Origin of the sequence: Oceanobacter mangrovi, from assembly GCF_019740315.1 — a bacterium.
GTDB classification, from domain to species: Bacteria; Pseudomonadota; Gammaproteobacteria; order Pseudomonadales; family Oceanobacteraceae; genus Oceanobacter; species Oceanobacter mangrovi.
Window position 1 is genome coordinate 175,619 of record NZ_JAHXZR010000003.1, and the last position, 20,455, is coordinate 196,073.

Genomic DNA, 20,455 nt, shown 5'->3' on the forward strand with positions numbered 1-20,455 from the left:
TGTCGAGAGGGCAAGACTATGAAATTGAAAGTCGAAGGTATGACCTGTGGTGGTTGCGTCAAGTCCGTAACCGCCATCATCAAGGAACTGGACGAAGCTGCTGACGTGCAGGTGAGCCTGGAAACCGGATTGGTCGAAACCAACGCCAAAACCAGTGTTGAAGCGGTTGCCGAAGCTTTGGACGACGCCGGGTTTCCAGCCAAAACGGCGGACTGAGCTGCTCCTCCTGCGTCGGCGGGGTTGAACAGTAAACACGGTAAAAAGGGGGGCTTCGGCTCCCTTTTTTGTTTGTGTTGTTGGAGTAAACAGGAATATCTTTCATTCATATTTTAGATGAAATAACATAACATTTTTAAAATTGTGAAGGATAGAACGTGAAGTCCCCGATGTTGCGCTCCCCGTTGTTTTTGGCCCTGATGTTGTGTGCTGCTGGCAGCCAGGCGGATAACCAGGAGGAATCGGACCTGAATGGGGATTCCGGTAATTCTGACAATCAGCCGTTGGAGGAGGTGGTTGCCACCTACACGCCATCTTATCGTGGTGATGTACCGGAACAGCAGCGTCCGCAGGCATCAGAAAACCTTGGCCGCGAAGCCATTGTTGATGCTGGTCTGAACGACTTTCAGAGTGTGCTGGATATGTCGGCCACTGTGTCCCGTCAGAACAACATGGGTGGCATGTTCGACAGCTTTGCCATGCGTGGTTTTCCGGGCAATGAAAACATGCCATCCGGCTATTTGCTGAATGGTTTTAGCGGTGGGCGTGGTTACAGTGGCCGCCGTGATGTTTCAAACATCGAATCGGTTGAAGTCATGAAGGGACCGGGATCGGCGCTGTTCGGTCGTTCAGAACCGGGTGGTACGGTCAACATTACTACGTTGAAACCGCAATACTTCACAGAAGGCCATATCAAGGCAGAAACCGGTTCCTACAACCACAAACGGGTTGAAGCCGATATTACCGGTGCGCTGGCCGACAATGTGGCCGGGCGTATCAATGGTGCCTGGCAGGACAGCGACAGTTTCCGCGATCATGTGTATCTGAAAAAGCAGACTCTCAGCCCATCCATCTGGGTTGATCTGAGCGATAGCACCTCCTTGTTGTATGAGCTGGAATACGTCAAACAACAGCAGCCACTGGATCGTGGCATTGTGGTGCTCGACAATGATTTCGACACCGTGTCAGAGGATCGCTTTCTGGGTGAACCCGCCGATGGCCCAATCACCACCAGGGCCTGGGGTCATCAGCTTAGCCTGCAACATGCGTTCGATAACGGCTGGAATCTGAATGCCGGTCTGAACCAGCGTTATTCGTCGCTGGAAGGTTATTCAACCGAAGTTGATCCCGCCAGTAGTCGCCAGCCCAGTGTGACGGACAGTGCCAGTGGCACAGACACCGAAGTGGCACGGCAGCGCCGGTACCGGGATTACAACGCTATGGATCGCTCAGCACGGATTGAAGTCAGTGGCAGCCTCGATACCGGCGGCATCAGCCACCACTTGATGGTGGGCGTGGATGGTTACCGCTATTTCCTCGACAACACCATGCTGCGCTACCGCGGGACTGACTATAACCTCGATATGCAAAACCCGGTTTACGGTTCCCAGGCTCCGGCGATGAGTGTCAATACCGATACCTCTGAATTCCACTCTGCCTATGGTCTGTACCTGCAGGACCAGCTGGATGTTACTGACAGCCTGCATGTATTACTGGGCATGCGTTACGACAACTATTACCAGCGGGTAGACAACCACAAAACGGCTGTTAGTGATGGCGGCAAGGGTCACAGGTTCAGCCCGCGTTTGGGGATCACCTATGATATCCAGCCTGACTGGATGGTCTATTACAGCTATTCGACCGGTTTCATGCCACTGACCGGGCTGGACAGCATTACCGGTGAAATGTTTGACCCTGAAATCAGCTTCTCACGGGAAATCGGCAGCAAGTTTGTGGTGGCTGGCTGGACCGGTACCCTGGCGATATTTGATGCCTACAAGTCCAATATCCTGACCGCCAACACGGCCAGTGATGCAGCGTCTGGATCGACCCAACTGGGCCAGATTCGCAGCACCGGGGTCGAACTGGATCTGGAAGGTTATGTGACAGAAAGTCTGTCTGCCCGTATGTCCTACGCCTGGCTGGACACCCGAACCAACAAGGCCTACGAAGATAACGATTGGTGGACCACCATCGAAAAAGGCTCGCCGATTATCAACGTACCAGAAAACACCCTTAGCCTGAGTGTGCGTCAGGAACTGGTGATTGGTGGGCGTGATGCCAATATCGGTGCTTCCTATCTGTATGTGGATGACCGTCTGGGAGACACAGTGGACCAGAGCTATCGCCTGCCATCCTACTGGCTGATCAATCTCAATGCCGGTATGGATATCGCCAATGGTTTCAGTGGCAAGCTGGTTGTCAGTAACGTATTCGACAAGTCTTATGTATCCAACAGCTACAACCAATGGTGGACTCAGCCGGGTGAGCCGCGCACCGTCAAAGCCAGTGTGACCTATGCCTTCTGAGCTGGCTGGCGGGCAAGATAGCCAGCTTCGAAGCCGCATCAAAAGCATCGATGCCATGCGTGGTCTGGTGATGCTGATCATGCTGGTGGATCACGTGCGGGAACGGTTTTTCCTGCATCGTCAGGTCAGTGATCCGATGGATATCAACGCTACTGAGCCAGCGCTGTTCTGGAGTCGGATGGCGGCGCATTTGTGTGCGCCGACCTTTGTGTTTCTGACCGGCCTGTCGGCCTGGTTATACGCCAACCCGGCAGCCGGACAGCGATCAGCCGCCGGTTTTCTGGCCAAACGCGGGCTGTTTATTCTGGCACTGGAAGTCACACTGGTGACCTTCTCCTGGCTCGGCAGCTATCACACGGTTTATCTGCAGGTGATGTGGGCGATCGGTATCAGCATGCTGGCACTGGCGCTGCTGTGTCGATTACCAGCCCATTGGTTGTTGGTCATTGGGCTGGTTATCGTGTTTGGCCATAACGCTCTGACACCTGTCCAGTTTGACCATAGCGAGTGGGGCTACAGCCTCTGGACCATGCTGCATGACCGCGGTTATCTGCTGCAATCTGAATGGCTCAACATCAAGGTCAGTTACCCGGTTTTGCCATGGATTGGTGTCATTCTGCTGGGCTATTGTGCCGGGCCCTTGTATGCACAGTCGATGAGTGCTACCCGCCGTCAACGCTGGTTGCTGGCATTGGCAATCGGCAGTCTGGTGCTGTTACTGCTGCTGCGCGGTTTTAACCTCTATGGTGAAACCCTCGACTGGCAGCTGCAGGCTTCGGCCTGGCTGACCCTGATGGATTTCCTCAACTTCACGAAATATCCGCCATCACTGAATTTCCTGCTGCTGGCGCTGGGCTGCATGGGGCTGATTTTGTGGGGTCTGGAGCGTGTTCAAGGGCGGTTGGCAAGCAGGGTTGAAAGGTTGCTGGTGAGTTTCGGTTCGGCCCCCTTGTTCTTTTATCTGCTGCACCTCTACTGCCTGTTATTGATGTACAGCATCGGTGTAGCGGTCTGGGGACGTAACCATGGTGATTATCTCGGGGTTGATCATATCGGCTGGGTTTGGCTGTTGAGCGCTGTACTGGCGCTGGCCTTGTATGGGCCGACCCGCTGGTTTGGTCAATTCAAACAGGCGACACGACTGAAATGGGTGAAATACTTATGAACAAAAGCGCGATGGGACTGGCTCTGCTGAGCTTGCCGCTGTTGGCTGAGTCTACCGTGGCGGCGGCTCATGAGCATGGCGTTGCGGATCTGACGGTGGCATTGGCGGACAACCAGTTATTGATTCAACTGGATAGTCCAATGGCCAACCTGGTGGGCTTCGAAGGTCCGGCAGACAGCCCGCAACGTCAGCAGGCAGTGGCGGGTTTGCAGGCGAAACTGCAATCGCCGTTGTTGGCTGTGACCGGCTGTCAGCAGGTATCGTTGGAGGCACCATTACCGGCTGCGCTGATGGCGTCCGACGATCATGGTCACGAAGAACATGCCGATCATGAAGAGCATGATCATGATGAGCACGGAGATCACGAGGAGCATGATCACGAAGAACACGCCGACCATGACGACCATGATCACGACGAACACGATCATGAAGAACATCAGCACGATGCTCATATGGATCTGGAAGCCAGCTGGACCTTCCAGTGCCAGGCCGGTGTGCCGGTGGTATTGCACAGTCGCCTGTTCGACAGCTTCCCGGGGATCAGCAGCATGCGGGTACAATGGCTAACTGACAGTCGTCAGGGGGCTGAAACCTGGCAGCAGGATCAGCCGCTGGTTTTATCTAACGACTGATGTTTGCCGACGACTGATACCATCAGAGGGCTGAAGCCCTGTCTTCAGCCCCGCTGGTAAATCAATCGTAGTAGGGCTGAATGGTTTTCACGTCGATGGAATAGGACGACACGCCCAGATCATTGCGGTTGGTCTGCAAATGGATGGTGCCGGTAATCCAGACCGGATCGTAAATGGATTCCAGCGCGTAAGGGGCTGCCAGTTGGGCATGCACGATCTGGTTTGGTGGTGGTGGTGGCACGTGGATGCAGGCGCCAAAGAAAGGCACCAGGAAAAATTCACTGACATTCTGCTGATCGTCAAAATCCAGTGGTACAACAAAGCCTGGAATTTTCACCTTGCGGCCTTCAAATTCAGGGCGGGTGTTGGTGGACTTCAGCGCCGCATCATAGCGTTGCCAGGCGGCTGACTGATCCACATCCAATCCGCTTGGAGGCCCACCGGCCTGGCTGTCGGCACTGGAGCCTTCTTCAATGTTATCGATAAAGTCCGGCCGGTTTTCCAGTGCCTGCAGGTCACTGGCGGGGAGCAGGTCGGTCCAGTTGATTTCCGGGTAATCGTCAGCGCTGGCGCTGGATGTCGCGGTCAGCAGGCTCAGCCCCAGCAGCAGGACGGCTGCCAGTGAACGAACTTTGGCAGCCGGGCTCTGGCTCAAACGGGCAGAAACGTAAAGCTTGGGAATCATTCGGTAATATCCACTGTCTTTGAATGCCGTTACTCTATAACAAACCCCGGACCTTGAGCAGACCATGGCCGCGATTGATATACAAAATCTGAAGTTTTCCTATGCTGCTGACAGCAGCCAGCCGGTGCTGGACATTCCCTCCTGGCAGTTGCAGGCGGGTCAGCGCTGTTTTCTGTATGGCCGTTCCGGCAGCGGCAAGTCAACCCTGCTGCGACTGTTGTGCGGTCTGATGCCGCCGCAGCAAGGCAGTATTCGCTTGCTGGGTGAAGATATTACACAACTGAAGCCTGCCCGGATGGATCAGTTCCGCGCCCGCAATATTGGGCTGGTGTCGCAGCAGTTACATCTGTTGCCGTATCTGAGCGTGGCTGAAAATATCCAGCTGGCGCCGCAATTGGCCGGTCTCAGTAAAGCCGCGGTGCAGGCCAGCCAGGAGTATATGGTCAGGCTGCTGGAACAGTTGCATCTTGGCAGCCATTTATTACAGCAACCGGCACAGCAGCTGAGTCAGGGCCAGCAGCAACGGGTGGCCATTGCCCGCGCGCTAATTAACCGGCCGCCACTGGTGCTGGTGGATGAACCGACTTCGGCGCTGGATTACCAGTCCGCCGATGCCTTTATGCATCTGCTGTTAGAAACCCTTGAACCCGACACGACGGTACTGATGATCAGCCACGACCAGCGTCATGCGCCGCTGTTTGATCAGGCCGTGTCATTACAACAGCTGTTAGCTGCTGGCACTGACCAATCAATGACGACCAGGGAGGCTGAATAACATGCTTTGGCGTATTGCCCGCAAGAGCCTCTGGCACCGTCGTGTGACCGTCGGCCTAATCATCGCTGCCATGGCACTGGCCTTTGCGGTACAGATGGCCGTGCAGCATATCCGCAAGGACGTCCAGCAAACCTTTCAGGGCACTGTCTCTGGCGTTGATCTGATTGTTGGTGCCCGTACCGGTTCGACCAACTTGCTGCTGAGCTCCCTGTTTGGCATCGGCAGCCCGGTACGTAATGTCAGTTGGCAAGCGTTTGAGCACTGGCGTGAGCAGAAGCAGGTGGCCTGGGCAGTGCCGCTGTCGATGGGCGATTCCCACCGGGGTTATCGGGTGCTGGCAACCAGCGATGAGTTCTTCAGTCGCTTCCGCTACGGCCAGCAACGGCCGCTGCAGTGGGCAGATGGTCAAGCGTTCCAGACCAATGCCGATGTGGTACTGGGTTCGGCGGTCGCCAAACAATTGCATTATCAGATGGGTAGTCAGCTGGTGTTGTCACATGGCCAGGGCAAAACCAGCTTTACCCAACACAGTGACCATCCATTTACTGTGGTCGGGATTCTACAGCCCACCGGCACGCCAGTGGACCAAACCCTGTTTATCAATCTGGACGCCATGGACACCATTCATGGTCACCCGCATTCGGCAGGTGGCTGCACTCATCCAACGGAAATCAGCGCTGCCTTGCTGGGGCTGAAAAACCGGGTTTACACCTTTATCCTGCAACGCCAGATCAATGACTATAACGGCGAAGCCCTGATGGCGATCCTGCCTGGTGTCGAGCTGAGTCTGCTGTGGAATAACCTCAGCTGGGTGGAGAACGGTCTGCGCAGCATCGGCATGCTGGTTCTGGTGTCGTCGTTGCTGGGGATGGTGACTCTGCTGCTGGTGAACCTGCAGCAACGGCAGGGCGAATTTGCCACCTTGCGAACCCTCGGTGCAGGCCCCTGGACACTGTTCCTGCTGATTGAGATCGAAGTACTGCTGATCACCTTGTTGGCATTGTTGCTGGCGTTATTGCTGACGTTTGTTGGCACCGAAGTCGCCGGTTACTGGCTGGAACAATGGGCTGGCATTCCATTACCGGGAATGCGGATTGATCTGGCTCTGCTGGAGTGGATTGGCGGCTTGCTGTTGTTAACGCTGCTGATCGCTGCGCCACTGGCCTGGCGCGCCAGCCGCAAGGTGTTGCTGAAACAGTTGTACAGCGAGGCGCATTAAGCGCCTCGTCTGCCAGGCTGGTCAGATGGCTGGTCAGATGGCTGGTATGGCCGCTGCGGCTGATGCTTCAGTCTGGTGGTTCGCAGCCAGTTCCAGCAGCCACTGATAGCCAGTAGCGCTATCAACAGGCCAGACAGGGTCCAGATCAACTGACTGGCGAAGGCACCAAAACTGCCAAAATGCAGTGCGCGAAAACTGTCGGTCAGCTGTACCCCAAAATCGGCTGTCGGCATCGCAAAACTGCCCTCCAGTTCAGCGCTGTGAGGGTTGAACCAGACGCTGGAACCATAATCACTGGCGAGCATCTCCACGGCGGCATTGGCGTGGGGATACTTGCCGTAAAACACCAGCTGGCCGCCGCTTTCATAAGGCATTAGCAGGTAGTGAATACGGTAACCCGGCCATTGCTGTTGAGCCTGTTCGTACAGCTGTTGCAGAGGCAGCTGTGGTTCATACAGATAGTGACTGACGATTTCATGCTGGTCTTCACCAACTTCCTCAATCAGCTCCATCAGGTTGAAATAGCCGCCGGTAATCCCTAACACCAATAAGACCGGGCTCACCCAGGCACCGCTGAAACGGTGTAATTTGCGCCAGCCCACCGACGGCCTGGCGTGCCAGGGTTTTTGCCACAGGTTTTGCAGCCAGCGCCGTTGCACCAACAGCCCGGAGATTCCCAGCACGATCAAGGCTGCGGCACTCAGTAATCCCAGTGTCAGTCCGAGCCAGGGCAGCCCTGGTACCTGTTCGTCCAGCAGCAGGGTGTAATGCAGTTGCAGTAACCAGTCGCTGAAGTCCTCATTGAGGCCGACGGGTTGGCGCAGTACTTCACCGCTGTAGGGGTTGAGATAGGCCTTGAACCAGTCGCTGCTGCCAAAGCGGATCATATACAGGCGATCCGCTTCGATGCCGTCGTCAAACAGCTCCCAGCTACCGACCTGATAGCCGGGGATTTGCTGATGCACCAATTGCAGCAGCTGGTCCAGCGGCAGTCGCTGCCCTTGCTGGCTGGCGCTGAGTGCAACCTGATCTGCCAACAGCCAGCGATCCAGTGGTGCCTTGAATACCAGAATGGCACCACTGAGGCTGATCAGCAGGAGCGGCAGGGCCGCTATCAGACCCAGCCAGCGATGCCAGCGGAATAACGTTTTGCGAACGCTCATGCGATTATTCCCGTACCGATCTGACCGTCATCAGAAGCTGACCGTCGCACTGGCTTCGATGGCCCGCTCGGCTCCCATCCAGCAGTTGCTGGCATCGTAGCAAGCTCCGACATATTGCTTGTTGGCCAGGTTGCTGACGCTGAGGCCGGTTTTAACCTGCTCATGGGCCTGCCAGCTGGCGGCCAGATCGACCAGAGTGTAGCCGGGTACGGTGTCGGAGTTGGCGGCATCCAGCTGGCTTTCGCCAACATGGCGCACGCCGCCACTGATGATCAGCGCGTCACTGGCGTGATAGTCGAGCCATACCGAAGCCAGGGTGTCGGCGACCCACACCGGGCTGTTGCCTTGCAGTTGTGGGTAGAGTTCGTTGTCGGTGATTTCAACATCCTGCCAGCTGGCGTTGGCATCAATGGCGAGGCTGTCGGTGAGCCAGTGATTGAGCGTCAGCTCGACACCACGGGAGCTGATTTCACCGGTTTGGGTTTTCTGGGTGTAATCCGCAGAATTCACCACCACGTTCTGCTTGCGCAAGTCGTATACCGCCAGGGTGGCGCTGCTGAGCAGGTCAGCAGACTGGAATTTGAGGCCGCTTTCCCACTGGCGGGCAGTGGTTGGTTTGAAGGCTTCGCCCGTTGCGGAATCGGCTCCTGCAGTCGGCTCAAATGATTCGGAATAATTCAGGTAACCGCCCATCTCGCTGTTGAACTGGTACATGGCTGCCAGGCGCTTGCTGAGATTGGTCTGGCTGATGCGGCTGTCGGAGCTGTAGCCAGAACCCATGTAGAGATTGTCGGCGCGATCACGGGCGAAATATTTATCCCAGCGCAAACCGGCCAGCAGGGTCAGTTGGTCAAAGCGGATCTCATCCTGCAGATAGACACCAACCTGGCTTTGCTGAATACGATGGTCTTCTTCGTAGTTATCCAGCGGCAGGCTATTGGGGTCGATTTGATTGTAATCCGGATTGGCCAGATCAATGGTCGGCGTATCCAGGTAGAGGGTGTCGTTGTAGAGCGCTGATGAGGTCAGGCGGTTGTAGTCGATACCAACCAGCAAATTGTGCTGACTGGCACCCGCGTCCAGATACCAGCCGAGCTGGTTGTCGATCACAAAGCCTTGCATGGCTTCGTCAGTCTGATAGGCGGAGCGCAGCATTTCTGATTCGCTGCCGCTGACAAAACCACCGTTATAGGTATTTTTTTGCAGCAGGTTACCGGAGCTGTGGCGGAAGTTCTGCAACAGGCTGATGGTGTCGGTCAGCTGATGGCTGATCTTGTAACCGACCAGGGTGATTTCGCGGTCAACGCCAGACCAGTTACTGTCACCGGCATAGGCATTAGCGCGCGGAGTACGACCGTTAATCTGGTACGGCAGTGGTGTTGATGGCGTCAGTTTGGGATCTTGTTGGTGGTAAAGGCTGACGGTGATTTCGGTGTCAGGCGTTGCCCACCAGGTCACTGATGGAGCCAATACCGTACGCTCTTCTTCGGTAGTTTGCTGTTGGCCATCCTGGCTGCGTTTAAGGGCAATCAGCCGGTAAGCCAGGTCAGTGCTGATGGCACTGCTGCTGTTAAGCGCCAGTTCCCGCAGGCCGTTACTACCGAGACGGCCTCGCAGCTGGTGTTGTGGTTGTTGCTGCGGCGTGCGGGCAATCTGGTTGATCATGCCGCCTGGAGGGGCGGAACCATACAGCACGGAGGTTGGCCCTTTCAGTACTTCTACGGCATCGGTGGCAAAGGCATCGACCTGGGGAGCAAGGTTCCAGGAACCGTTGGTCTGTAGCGGCAAGCCATCGTAATAGTTGTAGTAGCTCTCAAAACCGCGAATGTTGTACTGGTCGAACACCGAGACGGTGGCCCGGCTTTCCGGAGTAACACCGGTTACATAGCGCAGCGCCTGACTGACGCTATCGGCCTGACGGCTGTCCAGCAGCTCACGGTCGTAGACCTCATAACTCATCGGCGACTGCATTGGCGTCAGCGTGGTTTTGGTGCCGGTTGCCCGGTAGCTGCTGCCGTAGGCGACCACTTCTTCGAGGTTGTTATCGGCGTCGTCATCAGTGCTGGTTTGTTCTGCCTGGCTCTGGCTGCTGCACAATAAAACGCTGTAGCCCAATACCGCGACGACGGCAGGCTTGAGGGAAAACACTGGGGTCATGACAACGAATTCCTGATGCTTAATGGATACAAATGCGAATTCTACTCATTTGTAAGGCGATCGTTTGTCTGAGAGTGCACTTTGGCGAAAACCATGGTTACAAACGTCTGCTATCTCAGCCCAGCTGAGCGGCCCAGTTTTCTGCCAGGGTTTGCTGTAGTTGCTGACGTAGCTGGGTTGGGGTAATGCCGAAGTGCTGGCGGAACTGGCGAGCGAAGTGTGCCTGACTGGCGAAACCGGCATCCAGGGCAATGTCGTTGATGCTCAGGTGGCTGTGCTGCTGGGTGGTCAGACGGCCAAACCCTTGCCCCAGTTTTTGTAGCTGAATGTACTGGCTGAGGCTGTATTGCTGCTGTTCGAACAGCTTGAACAGATACCGGCGAGACCAGCCGGTGGCAGTCTGTAAAGACTCCACATCACAATCTCCCCGCAGTCGCAGCTGCTGCTGAATTTGCTGTTTGAGTTGCTGCATCCGCTCTGGCTGGGCGTTGGCCAACTGACTCAGCAGCCGGAACAGCAAGTGCTCAATATCCTGCTTGCGTGGGTGATTCAGCGCCAGTGTCATCAGTCTGCGCAAATGACTGGCCTGCGCTCTGGATAACTGCAAGCGTGAACCGTGCAGGGGAGCACCTGGCTGTTGTGGGTCCCATGGTGACAAATGGGCCGGAAAGTTAAAGCTCAGGGCGCTGTAGTGACCTGGAAAATGAAACGCAAACGGCGTGCTGGCGTTCATCAACAAGGCGCAGCCCTGATCCAGCCGGTGAATATGGGCATCGTTAATCCAGTAGCCGAGTCCATGACTGATCAATACCACAGAGCAGTAGTCGGCAGGCAGGGCGGCGGCGATAGCCGGAGTGCGAATGCTGGTCAGCGGGCTGGCGAGGCAGAGACTGATGGAGGTGTTCTGCAGCGGCCGTTCGTAATAACGGGCATTGTGGCTCGGTGTCGGCTGCCCATAGCCCAGCTGTTGCAGCTGCTGGTATGTCTGTAATACCGAGTTGTTGTCTGGCGATGGCAAGTTTCTGGACATACAAGGCTGCTGTTGAATCTGGTTGGTGCGGCTGTTCTTACAACCCGCCGGTGAGCAGCCGGAGCGGGTTTGAAGGACAATAACCAGAATTAATCAAGATCAATTCTCATTATCTATCAGTGAGGCCCTGGGCACAATTTTGTTGTGGCATGGGCAGCTTTGTTCATTTGATCAAATAATACTGATTGTTATTTGCATGAATATTAACCATTAATAAAGTAAGGTTATTGTGGTGGTTTGACCGACAGGTTCGTCCGTCTTGTTGGCACAAACCAGCGGTCACCGGGTAACGCCGGTCAGATTTTGTATAAACAAATAGTGAGTCGAAGGTATGGCCAATATTGGAATGTATGTTGGAAGCTCAAATGGCATCACCATGGCGGTGGCCAAACAAATCAAGGAAGCGCTGACAGAGCACAGCTGCGATGTACTGGATCTGGAAGATGACTATCTCGGCTTTGATGAAATGCTCGAATACGATGTACTGATTTTCGGCTGTTCGACCTGGGGATCTGGCGAAGTGCAGTTTAACTGGGTCGAGCCGCTACAGGATCTGTACAACGACAAACCAGATTTCAGTGGCGCCACCATTGCCCTGTTTGGCGCGGGTGACTGCAAGGATCATGGCGAACAGTTTGTCAGTGCGCTGGGCTTGCTGTACGACAAGTTCAGCGAACGCGGTGCCCGCTTTATCGCGCCATTCTCTACCGATGGCTACACCTACCAGTACTCCAATGCCGTGCGCGATGGCCAGTTTGTTGGTTTCCCGTTCGATCAGGTCAACGAAAAGGACAAAACCGCGGAGCGGTTGGAGCGCTGGTTACAGGTCTTGAAAGCAGAGCTGGCCGAATAAACGGTGCCAGCAGAGAACTCCGCTATCTGTGTTGATTACACTGTTCCGTTTACAGCGACAGATGCTGGCCAGGCCACTACTTGTCAGGGTTAGCCAGGTACCGGAGTTATCATTTTTAATTGATATTAATTATCATTAATAAATTCAATTGTTCGCTTCTTACCAACTCGGTTACAACCCACAGCGACTTTAACGTTGGCTTAACCCGGTGCTGATTAGGCTGTCTGCTGATTGTTCGCTGTCAGGCAAACGTCTGACTGTATGGTTATCTGAACGAGTTGCTTATTCACCATGACGTCTGATCCTCATTCCCACACCAAAACCTCCAACAGCGGGATTGCGCTCGGATTAATACGGCAATGGCATTGGGTCAGCTCGGCGCTATGTCTGGTTGGCATGATACTGTTTGCCGCGACGGGCATTACCCTCAATAACGCGGCTCATATTGCGGCAGAACCTCGCACTACTACCATCGAAGCCAGTTTGACACACGGCCTGCAGCAGGTGTTGGAAGGGCACGACACTGGGCCTTTACCGGTTCCTCTGCGGCGTTGGCTGCAACAGCAGTATGAGTTGGATATTCCAGCCCGTGATGCCGAGTGGGATGGCAGCGAAGTCTATTTGGCCTTGCCAAGACCGGGTGGTGACGCCTGGCTCAGCATTGATCTCGAAGCCGGAGAGCTGATCTACGAAAGAACAGATCGGGGGATGGTGTCCTTGTTGAATGACCTCCACAAGGGGCGCAATACCGGTGTTGCCTGGAGCTGGTTTCTGGATGTTTTTTCGGTTACCTGTCTGATTTTCTCTCTCAGCGGCCTTTGGTTGCTGGTCCGTTATGCCCGTAATCGGCCGGGGACCTGGCCGATGGTATCGCTGGGTGTATTGATTCCCTTGCTGGTGATTGTCCTGACAATCCATTGAACAGTGCGTTGCAGTCAGCGCTGCAGCCGCTGACTGCGATTAACGTTATTTTAAGTTTCATTATGATATTAATTCTCAAAATCATTTTTATCTGTACTTGACCCCTAACGGATCAGACAGCCCAAAAGGACTCCTTATGCTTGCTGCAAAACCCTTGTTGATGACAGCTGCAACCAGCTTGCTGGTATTTCAGGCCCAGGCAACAGAATTACGTGTTGGCGTCGAGTTGCCACAACTGGCGGTGGCGGAATATCACAAGCCCTATGTCGCCATCTGGATTGAAAACAAGGACACCCGGGAAGTGACCAATCTTGAAGTCTGGTACGACGCTGCGATGAAAGAGCATGAAGGCAATAAATGGCTCAAGGACATGCGTCAGTGGTGGCGTAAAAGTGGTCGCACCCTTGAGATGCCGGTGGATGGAATTACCGCCGCAACCCGGGGACCGGGCAAGTACGACCTGACTTTTGAAGCGGATGACGCCCGTCTTGTTAATCTCAGTGCCGGTAACTACCTGTTACGAGTAGAAGCTGCCCGCGAAGTCGGTGGCCGGGAAATGCTTTCCATTCCTTTCAGCTGGCCGGTAACCACGGCTTTCAGTACCCAGACATCAGGCTCCAGTGAGCTGGCTGAAGTGGTGTTGAGCATTCAACCCTGACTCGCCTGACTGAGGCTTGATTCTTCTTCTCTGCAAACCAACAGGAATATCCATGATGAAACCAGGATTACTGGGCGCTGCCGTTTTGGCCGCCACGACTCTTATTGCCTCTCAAGTTCATGCACACCGGGCGTGGGTATTGCCGGATACGGCCAGTTTTTCGGCTGAAAAGCCGGTGGCCACGTTTGATGCTGCGGTATCCAATGAGATTTTCAACTTCGATCACGTTGCACTGGATCCTAAAATGTTTCAGGTGATCGGGCCTGACGGCCGTGCTGTTGAAGTAGAAAATGCCGCCAAGCTGCGTTATCGCGGTGTCTTTGATGTCACTCTGCAGCAGCAGGGTACCTATCGGGTGTTCAGTGCATCAGAAGGGCTGCGGGCGATGTGGAAAGATGCTGATGGCAAACGTCATATGTATCCGCAGCGCGGTAAACCGTTTGTACAGGCAGAGTTTGACAAGATGGTGCCCCCAAAGGCCGATGGCCTGGTTATCAGCCAGTACTATCGCCGGCTGGAAACCTTTGTGACCAATGGTGCTCCGTCAGACAACGTCATGCAAATCACCGGAAAGGGCTTTGAAATGAAGCCGGTTTCTCACCCGACCGACCTCTATAACGGTGAACCCGCGACCTTCAGCTTTATGCTGAATGGCAAGCCGGTTGCGGGAGCCGAAGTGGTATTGCTGCGCGAAGGCTCGCGTTATCGCGACAGTCAGGATGAGATCAAGGCAACCACCAACGACAAGGGTGAATTCACCATTGAATGGAAAGGAGCCGGTCGTTATTTCCTGGAAGCCGAATACAAGGATAACCAGGCCGTTGCGCCAGCAACCGAACGACAAGGCACTTATTCCGCCGTACTTGAAGTACTGCCACAGTAATGGTTACAGGGCTTGGCCTGGCAGGTGCGTGGCAGGCAACGCTGTTGCTTCTGGCCTGGCTGGTGTTGACCGGCTGGTGTTATCGGCGGCCGTTGTCCCAGCGCTTTGAACGCCAGACCAGGCCAACCACGCAGCCGGTCTGGCTGGCTTATGCCAGTGAAACCGGTCATGCCCGTTCGTTGGCAGAACTATGCCAGCAGCAGTTACAGCAACAGGGGCGGCCAGTACAACTGTTGCCTCTCAACCAGCTGTCTGCTGCGCTGGCAGCTCAGCAGGGTATGGCTCCAGTGACCGTACTGCTGTTCGTCAGCACGACTGGAGAGGGGGATGCGCCCGCTAATGGCAGCCGCTTTCTGTCAACACTGGCGCAAACAAGCTGGACAGGTGTCCAGTATGCCGTGCTGGCTCTGGGTGACCGGCAATATCCGCACTATTGCCGGTTTGGTTTGCTGGTTCATGAGGCACTTCAGCAAGCTGGAGCCCGGGCCCTGTTTGAGGCCATGTGTGTCGATGATCTCAATGCCGGGGACATAGCCCGTTTTCATGAACAACTGGCATTGTCTATGAGTCTGCAGTCTTTGAATCAAAATCACTGCTCTCATAGCTCTCCGCTGATTTTTGACTACCCGCTGATTGCACGTCAGCAGCTCAATGATGGCAGCCCAGGTGACGGTATTTTTGAGCTGACGTTTGGCGTGCCTGATGATCAGCCGTTGGCTCGGCAATGGCAGGCCGGTGACATTGCCCGTCTGCATTTGCAGGATGAGCATGGGCAACCGCTGCATCGGGATTACACCATCGCCAGTCTGGCAGATGAAGGACGGTTGCAGTTACTGGTGCGACAGCAGTTCCGCCACCGCGGCGAAAACAGCCAGCTGGGATATGGCAGTGGGCTGCTGACCCATACCATCCAGGCAGCGCAGCAAGCCCGCTTTGAAATCATTCATAATCCGAATTTTCATGCACCCGCCAGTCACATCCCAATGATTCTGATTGGCAATGGCACCGGGCTGGCTGGCTTGCGTGCGCATATTCGTCAGCGTTTGATACCGGGGTGCCGTAACTGGCTGATTTTCGGCGAACGCAGTGCCGAGCATGATGCCCTGTACCAGCAGGAGCTGGCTCGCTGGCTGGAGGATGGCGTACTGGGTCAGCTGGATCTGGCCTTTTCCCGTACTTCCGCCGCCCACCTGGCGATGAACACAGCACTCTGTGGTGAGCTGACCCATGGCTATGTTCAGCATGTGATCGAACGGCGTATCGGGTTGTTGAAGGAATGGATCGACAACGGCGCCTGTCTCTACGTTTGTGGCAGTCAGGCAGGCATGGCGACCGATGTAGACCGGGCATTGCGGCAGGAGCTGGGTGATGAACTGGTGGACCGGCTTGACCTTGAAGGACGCTATCGGCGTGACGTGTATTAGACGTAAACCCGTTCAGCCTGGCGGCAACCCCATTAAATACCTTGCTCACACTGCACTCTTGCGCCAAAGCGGGTACACTAGCGCACTTTCTGTGCAGGGTGCCCGGCGATAGCCCGGTCGCGTCCAACGATACAAATCCAAAGCATTCGGGTTTTCACACCATGATGAAATACATCTCCACTCGGGGTAACGCGCCAGAGCTGGCGTTTGACGACGTTCTGTTAACCGGTCTGGCTGCTGACGGCGGTCTGTATGTACCGAAGGAAGTGCCACAATTCTCGCTTGAAGAGATTGAGTCCTGGCGCGACCTGCCTTACACCGAACTGGCTCACAAGGTGATTTACCCGTTTGTTGAAGGCTGTGTGGAATCCGATGCACTGAAAGGTATGCTGGAATCTGTTTACAACAACGAGGTGTTTGGTCACAAGGCCATCGCCCCGGTGCAGCAGATTGATCACAACGAATACGTGCTGGAACTGTTCCACGGACCTACATTGGCGTTCAAGGACTTCGCCCTGCAAATGCTGGGTCAGTTGCTGGACTACGTTCTGGCCAAGCGTGACGAAAAAGTGGTGATCATGGGCGCCACCTCCGGTGATACCGGTTCTGCCGCGATTGAAGGCACCAAGACCTGCAAGAACGTTGATATCTTCATCCTGCACCCGCACGGCAAGGTATCTGAAGTTCAGCGTCGCCAGATGACCACCGTGGTGGGTGACAACATCCACAACATCGCCATCGAAGGTAACTTCGACCAGGCGCAGGATATGGTGAAAGCCTCGTTTGGCGATCAGGCCTTCCTGCGTGGCGAGCGCAAGCTGGTGGCGGTAAACAGCATCAACTGGGCGCGCATCATGTCCCAGATCGTTTACTACTTCTATTCCGCGCTGAACCTGGGTGGTCCGGTTCGTCCGATGGCCTACTCAGTGCCAACCGGTAACTTCGGTGACATCTTCGCCGGTTACATGGCGAAGAAAATGGGTCTTCCAATCGAACAGCTGATCATCGCCACCAACGAAAACGACGTGCTGCACCGTCTGATGAGCAACAACCTCTACAAGGTTGAGCCGCTGAAGCACACCATTACACCATCCATGGACATCGCGGTTTCTTCCAACTTCGAACGTCTGCTGTTTGATCTGTACGATCGGGACGGCGCTGCGCTGGCCGAGCTGATGAACAAAATGGCCGACCGCTCTGTGGAAGTGGAACTGTCTGAAGAGAAATTGGGCAAGGCCCGTGATCTGTTCGACAGCTATGCCGTGACCGAAGACGTGATCGTCAAGACCATGCAGGACGTGTACGGTGAAACCGGTTACCTGCTGGACCCACACACCGCGATTGGTGTGAAAGCTGCCCGTGAATGTCGTCGTAACAACCGCATTCCGATGATCACCCTGGGCACTGCGCATCCAGTGAAGTTCGAGGAAGCCGTACAGCGTGCCGGTTTCGAAATGCCAAAACTGCCACACCACCTGACCGACCTGATGGAACGTCAGGAGCGTCTGGAAGTGCTGCCTGCCGACCTCAAGGCAGTCCAGGCCTTTATCGCCAAAAACACCTTCAAAGACTGATACAGTCTGGCGTCCGGCAGGTTGGGCTATGCCCAACATTGCCGGACACGGCCTGCTTTCGTAGCCATCCGGCAAACCGTTGTTGGATGGCACTCGCTACGCTCGTTTATCCAACCTACTCCCGCCGTCCGACACCCTGGCCTGCGCGGCACTCACCACACCCGACACCCAAATCAAAGGTCCGCCAGCCATTGCAGTAACGCCTGACGTTGTTCGCTGCGGTTGTCCGGGTTTGGCTCGACCGCGTAATAGCCATTCGCCGAGCTGACGGTGAAGTCTTCGAGTGCGATCAGCAAGCCGGTACGCAGCATTTCATCCACCAGACTGCGCCAGCCCAGCGCCAGCCCTTGTCCGGCAATCGCCGCCTGAATCACCAGGGTGTAGTTATCGCACACCAGCACTGGCTCGCCGGGTTCGACCTGACTGTTACGAGCCCGAAAATAGCTGCTCCACTGATACCAGTCCTGTACCCCTTCCGCGCGTAGCTTCAGCATCGGCAAGGCTGCCAATCCCTTGTGGCTCTTGATCGGACCGTGTTGCTGCAGGAAGCCGGGGCTGCAAATCGGAAAGACTTCTTCACCGAACAGTCGTAAGGCTCCGGGCTGGTTATCCGGCCGATCAAACAGCATGGCGACATCAATATCCGGCCCGCACAACAGATGGCGTTCCTGGGAGGTAATGATGCGGACTTCGACGTCCGGGTGTAAGGCCCGAAAGGCCGGCAATTTGGGCAGTAGCCAAAAAGCGGCAAAAGCGAAATCAGTTGCGACATTGAGATATTTTTTACCCTCGTCAGCGCGCAACTTTTCAACACAGTCGGCGATATCACGCAGACTGCCTCTGACCACTTTGTACAATTCCTGACCGGCTTCCGACAGCTGGACACCGCGATAAATCCGGTGGAACAGAGTGCTGCGTAAATCCTCTTCAAGGCCGCGAATCTGCTGGCTTACGGCCGACTGGGTGGTTCCCAATTCACGGGCTGCTGCAGTGAAATTCTGATGGCGTGCCGCCGCTTCAAATGCCAACAGGGCAGGCAATGTGGGCAATCTATTATGTAGTGACATTAGCTGATCTTATGGATGGCATTAGTTTGGCTGGAGTTTACAGCGAACTTGTACGAGATACATTGAGAGCCACTGAAGGGCCATTTTGTCGGCCTGTTTATTGGTTTTTAGGTATCCCGAGTTTGGTGGAGCAGTTATGTCCCAGTCTGATTACAAGCAACCCAACATTCTGTTCATCATGGCCGACCAGATGGCCGCGCCGGTGCTCAACGTCTATGGCGGCAAGGTTGCCAAAACCCCTCATCTGGATGCGCTGGCCCAGCGCGGTGTGGTATTCGAGTCAGCTTATTGCAACAGTCCGCTGTGTGCTCCCAGCCGTTATGTACTGATGACTGGCCAGCTGCCGAGCAAGATCGGCGCCTACGATAATGCGGCGGATTTCCCGGCCGATATTCCAACCTTCGCGCACTACCTGCGCCATGCCGGTTATCGCACTGCACTGTCCGGCAAGATGCACTTCTGTGGCCCGGACCAGTTGCACGGTTTTGAAGAGCGGCTGACGACCGACATCTATCCAGCCGACTACGGCTGGTTCCCGGATTGGGAAAACTTCGATGTCCGACCGACCTGGTATCACAACATGTCATCGGTGACCCAGGCGGGCGTGGCCACCCGCACCAACCAGCTGGATTTTGATGACGAGGTGGTTTTCCACGCCCGCCGTTACCTGTTCGACCATGCGCGTGGCAGTGACTCACGGCCGTTCTGCCTGACGGTTTCCATGACCCATCCGCACGATCCTTATGCCTGTCTGCCGGAGTACTGGGATCGTTACCGCGATGAAGAAATTGATATGCCATCGTTTGAACTGGCGGATGACGAGCAGGACCCGCATTCCAAACGGCTGTTGCATGTTTATCAGAAAGACCGCAGCCAGATTACTGATCAGCAGATCAAGGACGCCCGTCGCGCCTATTACGGCAACTGCAGCTATGTCGATGACCAGATTGGTTTGCTGTTAAAGGCGCTGCAAGACGCCGGTCTGGCCGACAATACCATTGTGGTGTTCTCCGGTGACCACGGCGACATGCTGGGTGAGCGCGGGCTCTGGTACAAGATGAGTTATTTCGAGTGGTCAACCCGGGTGCCGATGATCATCAGTGCGCCAGAGCGCTTCCAGACGGGGCGTGTCAGCCAGTCCATCTCGACCATGGATTTGCTGCCCACCTTTGTTGAATGGGCCACCGGCCAGTCCGATTACCCTTATGCCATGCCACTGGATGGCCGCAGTCTGAACCCTCATCTGACGGGTGATAGCAGTCAGGCTCATGATGAGGTGATTGGCGAGTACATGGGTGAGGGCGTGGTGGCACCCATGTTTATGATCCGCCGTGGTGACTTCAAATACATCTGCTCTGGCGATGACCCCGAACAGCTGTTCAACCTGAAGGATGATCCGCAGGAACGCATCAACCTGGCGCAACTGCCGGAGTGTGCTGAACGGCTGCTGCAATTCCGTACAGAGGCCGAACAGCGCTGGGACCCGGCTGACATTACCCGTGATGTGATTATCAGCCAGCGCCGCCGCCGACTGGTCGCAGCGGCGCACAAGCTGGGCAAACAACCACAGTGGGATCATCAGCCGATCTTTGATGCCAGCACCATGTACATGCGTAACAACGTCGATCTGGATGATCTGGAGAAGCGTGCACGCTTCCCGCAGGTTGATTGACCGGACGATTTACTGAACGAGTGGCAGACCCGATGCTGCCAGCAACCCGCAC

The 20,455-nt window shown here is 55.3% G+C and carries 18 protein-coding genes; 13 read left to right on the forward strand and 5 right to left on the reverse strand.

What is annotated here, in order from left to right; all coding sequences use genetic code 11:
• Window positions 1–18 precede the first annotated feature (18 nt).
• The 4 genes from K6123_RS07575 (at window position 19) to K6123_RS07590 (ending at window position 4,322) form a co-directional block, all read left to right on the forward strand.
• A complete protein-coding gene (locus K6123_RS07575; RefSeq protein WP_221796047.1) occupies window positions 19–216 on the forward strand; it encodes a heavy-metal-associated domain-containing protein in 198 nt (65 codons plus the stop codon).
• 158 nt (window positions 217–374) lie between these two features.
• Window positions 375–2,525, forward strand: a complete 2,151-nt coding sequence (locus tag K6123_RS07580; RefSeq protein WP_221796051.1) for a TonB-dependent siderophore receptor — start codon at window positions 375–377, stop codon at window positions 2,523–2,525.
• Complete coding sequence (locus K6123_RS07585) at window positions 2,515–3,690, forward strand: acetyltransferase domain-containing protein (protein WP_221796054.1); 1,176 nt, start codon at window positions 2,515–2,517, stop codon at window positions 3,688–3,690. Before K6123_RS07580 ends, K6123_RS07585 begins: the two co-directional genes overlap by 11 nt.
• Window positions 3,687–4,322, forward strand: a complete 636-nt coding sequence (locus tag K6123_RS07590) for a ZrgA family zinc uptake protein (protein WP_221796058.1) — start codon at window positions 3,687–3,689, stop codon at window positions 4,320–4,322. The genes K6123_RS07585 and K6123_RS07590 overlap by 4 nt, the downstream gene beginning before the upstream one ends.
• A 61-nt stretch (window positions 4,323–4,383) precedes the next feature.
• Here K6123_RS07590 and K6123_RS07595 read toward each other — a convergent pair whose 3' ends face one another.
• The gene (locus tag K6123_RS07595) at window positions 4,384–5,007 is read right to left on the reverse strand and encodes a DUF3299 domain-containing protein (protein ID WP_221796061.1); all 624 of its coding nucleotides are present in this window, start codon (window positions 5,005–5,007) and stop codon (window positions 4,384–4,386) included.
• Window positions 5,008–5,071: 64 nt separating this feature from the next.
• On the opposite strand from K6123_RS07595, the gene K6123_RS07600 reads away from it, so the two are divergent.
• On the forward strand, window positions 5,072–5,782 hold the full coding sequence (locus K6123_RS07600; protein ID WP_221796065.1) for an ABC transporter ATP-binding protein: 711 nt from the start codon (window positions 5,072–5,074) through the stop codon (window positions 5,780–5,782).
• 1 nt (window position 5,783) lies between these two features.
• Window positions 5,784–7,001 carry an ABC transporter permease gene (locus K6123_RS07605; protein WP_221796067.1) on the forward strand — a complete coding sequence of 406 codons (1,218 nt, stop codon included), beginning with the start codon at window positions 5,784–5,786 and terminating at the stop codon, window positions 6,999–7,001.
• On the opposite strand, the gene K6123_RS07610 is transcribed toward K6123_RS07605, so the two are convergent.
• The 3 genes from K6123_RS07610 to K6123_RS07620 form a co-directional block, all read right to left on the reverse strand.
• Entirely contained in the window at window positions 6,998–8,164 is a 1,167-nt protein-coding gene (locus tag K6123_RS07610; protein WP_221796070.1) for a PepSY-associated TM helix domain-containing protein, read from the reverse strand. The two genes, K6123_RS07605 and K6123_RS07610, sit on opposite strands and share 4 nt — an antisense overlap.
• 30 nt (window positions 8,165–8,194) lie before the next feature.
• The gene (locus K6123_RS07615; RefSeq protein ID WP_221796073.1) at window positions 8,195–10,321 is read right to left on the reverse strand and encodes a TonB-dependent siderophore receptor; all 2,127 of its coding nucleotides are present in this window, start codon (window positions 10,319–10,321) and stop codon (window positions 8,195–8,197) included.
• A gap of 115 nt (window positions 10,322–10,436) precedes the next feature.
• Entirely contained in the window at window positions 10,437–11,351 is a 915-nt protein-coding gene (locus K6123_RS07620) for a helix-turn-helix transcriptional regulator (RefSeq protein WP_221796076.1), read from the reverse strand.
• 331 nt (window positions 11,352–11,682) lie between these two features.
• Between K6123_RS07620 and K6123_RS07625 the strand changes: the two genes are divergently transcribed.
• From K6123_RS07625 to thrC, 6 genes are all read left to right on the forward strand, one after another.
• The gene (locus tag K6123_RS07625) at window positions 11,683–12,204 is read left to right on the forward strand and encodes a flavodoxin (protein ID WP_221796079.1); all 522 of its coding nucleotides are present in this window, start codon (window positions 11,683–11,685) and stop codon (window positions 12,202–12,204) included.
• Between the two features lie 291 nt (window positions 12,205–12,495).
• Window positions 12,496–13,125 (forward strand): PepSY-associated TM helix domain-containing protein, encoded by a 630-nt coding sequence (locus K6123_RS07630; RefSeq protein ID WP_221796082.1) that lies wholly within the window; start codon window positions 12,496–12,498, stop codon window positions 13,123–13,125.
• 136 nt (window positions 13,126–13,261) lie between these two features.
• Window positions 13,262–13,783 (forward strand): DUF2271 domain-containing protein, encoded by a 522-nt coding sequence (locus tag K6123_RS07635; protein ID WP_221796085.1) that lies wholly within the window; start codon window positions 13,262–13,264, stop codon window positions 13,781–13,783.
• Window positions 13,784–13,835: 52 nt separating this feature from the next.
• Window positions 13,836–14,666 (forward strand): DUF4198 domain-containing protein, encoded by an 831-nt coding sequence (locus K6123_RS07640; RefSeq protein WP_221796088.1) that lies wholly within the window; start codon window positions 13,836–13,838, stop codon window positions 14,664–14,666.
• Between the two features lie 44 nt (window positions 14,667–14,710).
• Window positions 14,711–16,090: an NADPH cytochrome P450 oxidoreductase family protein gene (locus tag K6123_RS07645; protein WP_221796091.1), complete on the forward strand. Its 1,380-nt coding sequence runs from the start codon at window positions 14,711–14,713 to the stop codon at window positions 16,088–16,090.
• Window positions 16,091–16,254: 164 nt separating this feature from the next.
• Window positions 16,255–17,664, forward strand: a complete 1,410-nt coding sequence (gene thrC / locus K6123_RS07650; protein WP_221797021.1) for a threonine synthase — start codon at window positions 16,255–16,257, stop codon at window positions 17,662–17,664.
• Between the two features lie 173 nt (window positions 17,665–17,837).
• Here the strand turns inward: thrC and K6123_RS07655 are convergent, their stop codons facing one another.
• The gene (locus tag K6123_RS07655; RefSeq protein WP_221796095.1) at window positions 17,838–18,731 is read right to left on the reverse strand and encodes a LysR substrate-binding domain-containing protein; all 894 of its coding nucleotides are present in this window, start codon (window positions 18,729–18,731) and stop codon (window positions 17,838–17,840) included.
• 136 nt (window positions 18,732–18,867) lie between these two features.
• Between K6123_RS07655 and betC the strand changes: the two genes are divergently transcribed.
• A complete protein-coding gene (betC, locus tag K6123_RS07660; RefSeq protein ID WP_221796098.1) occupies window positions 18,868–20,403 on the forward strand; it encodes a choline-sulfatase in 1,536 nt (511 codons plus the stop codon).
• Window positions 20,404–20,455 lie beyond the last annotated feature (52 nt).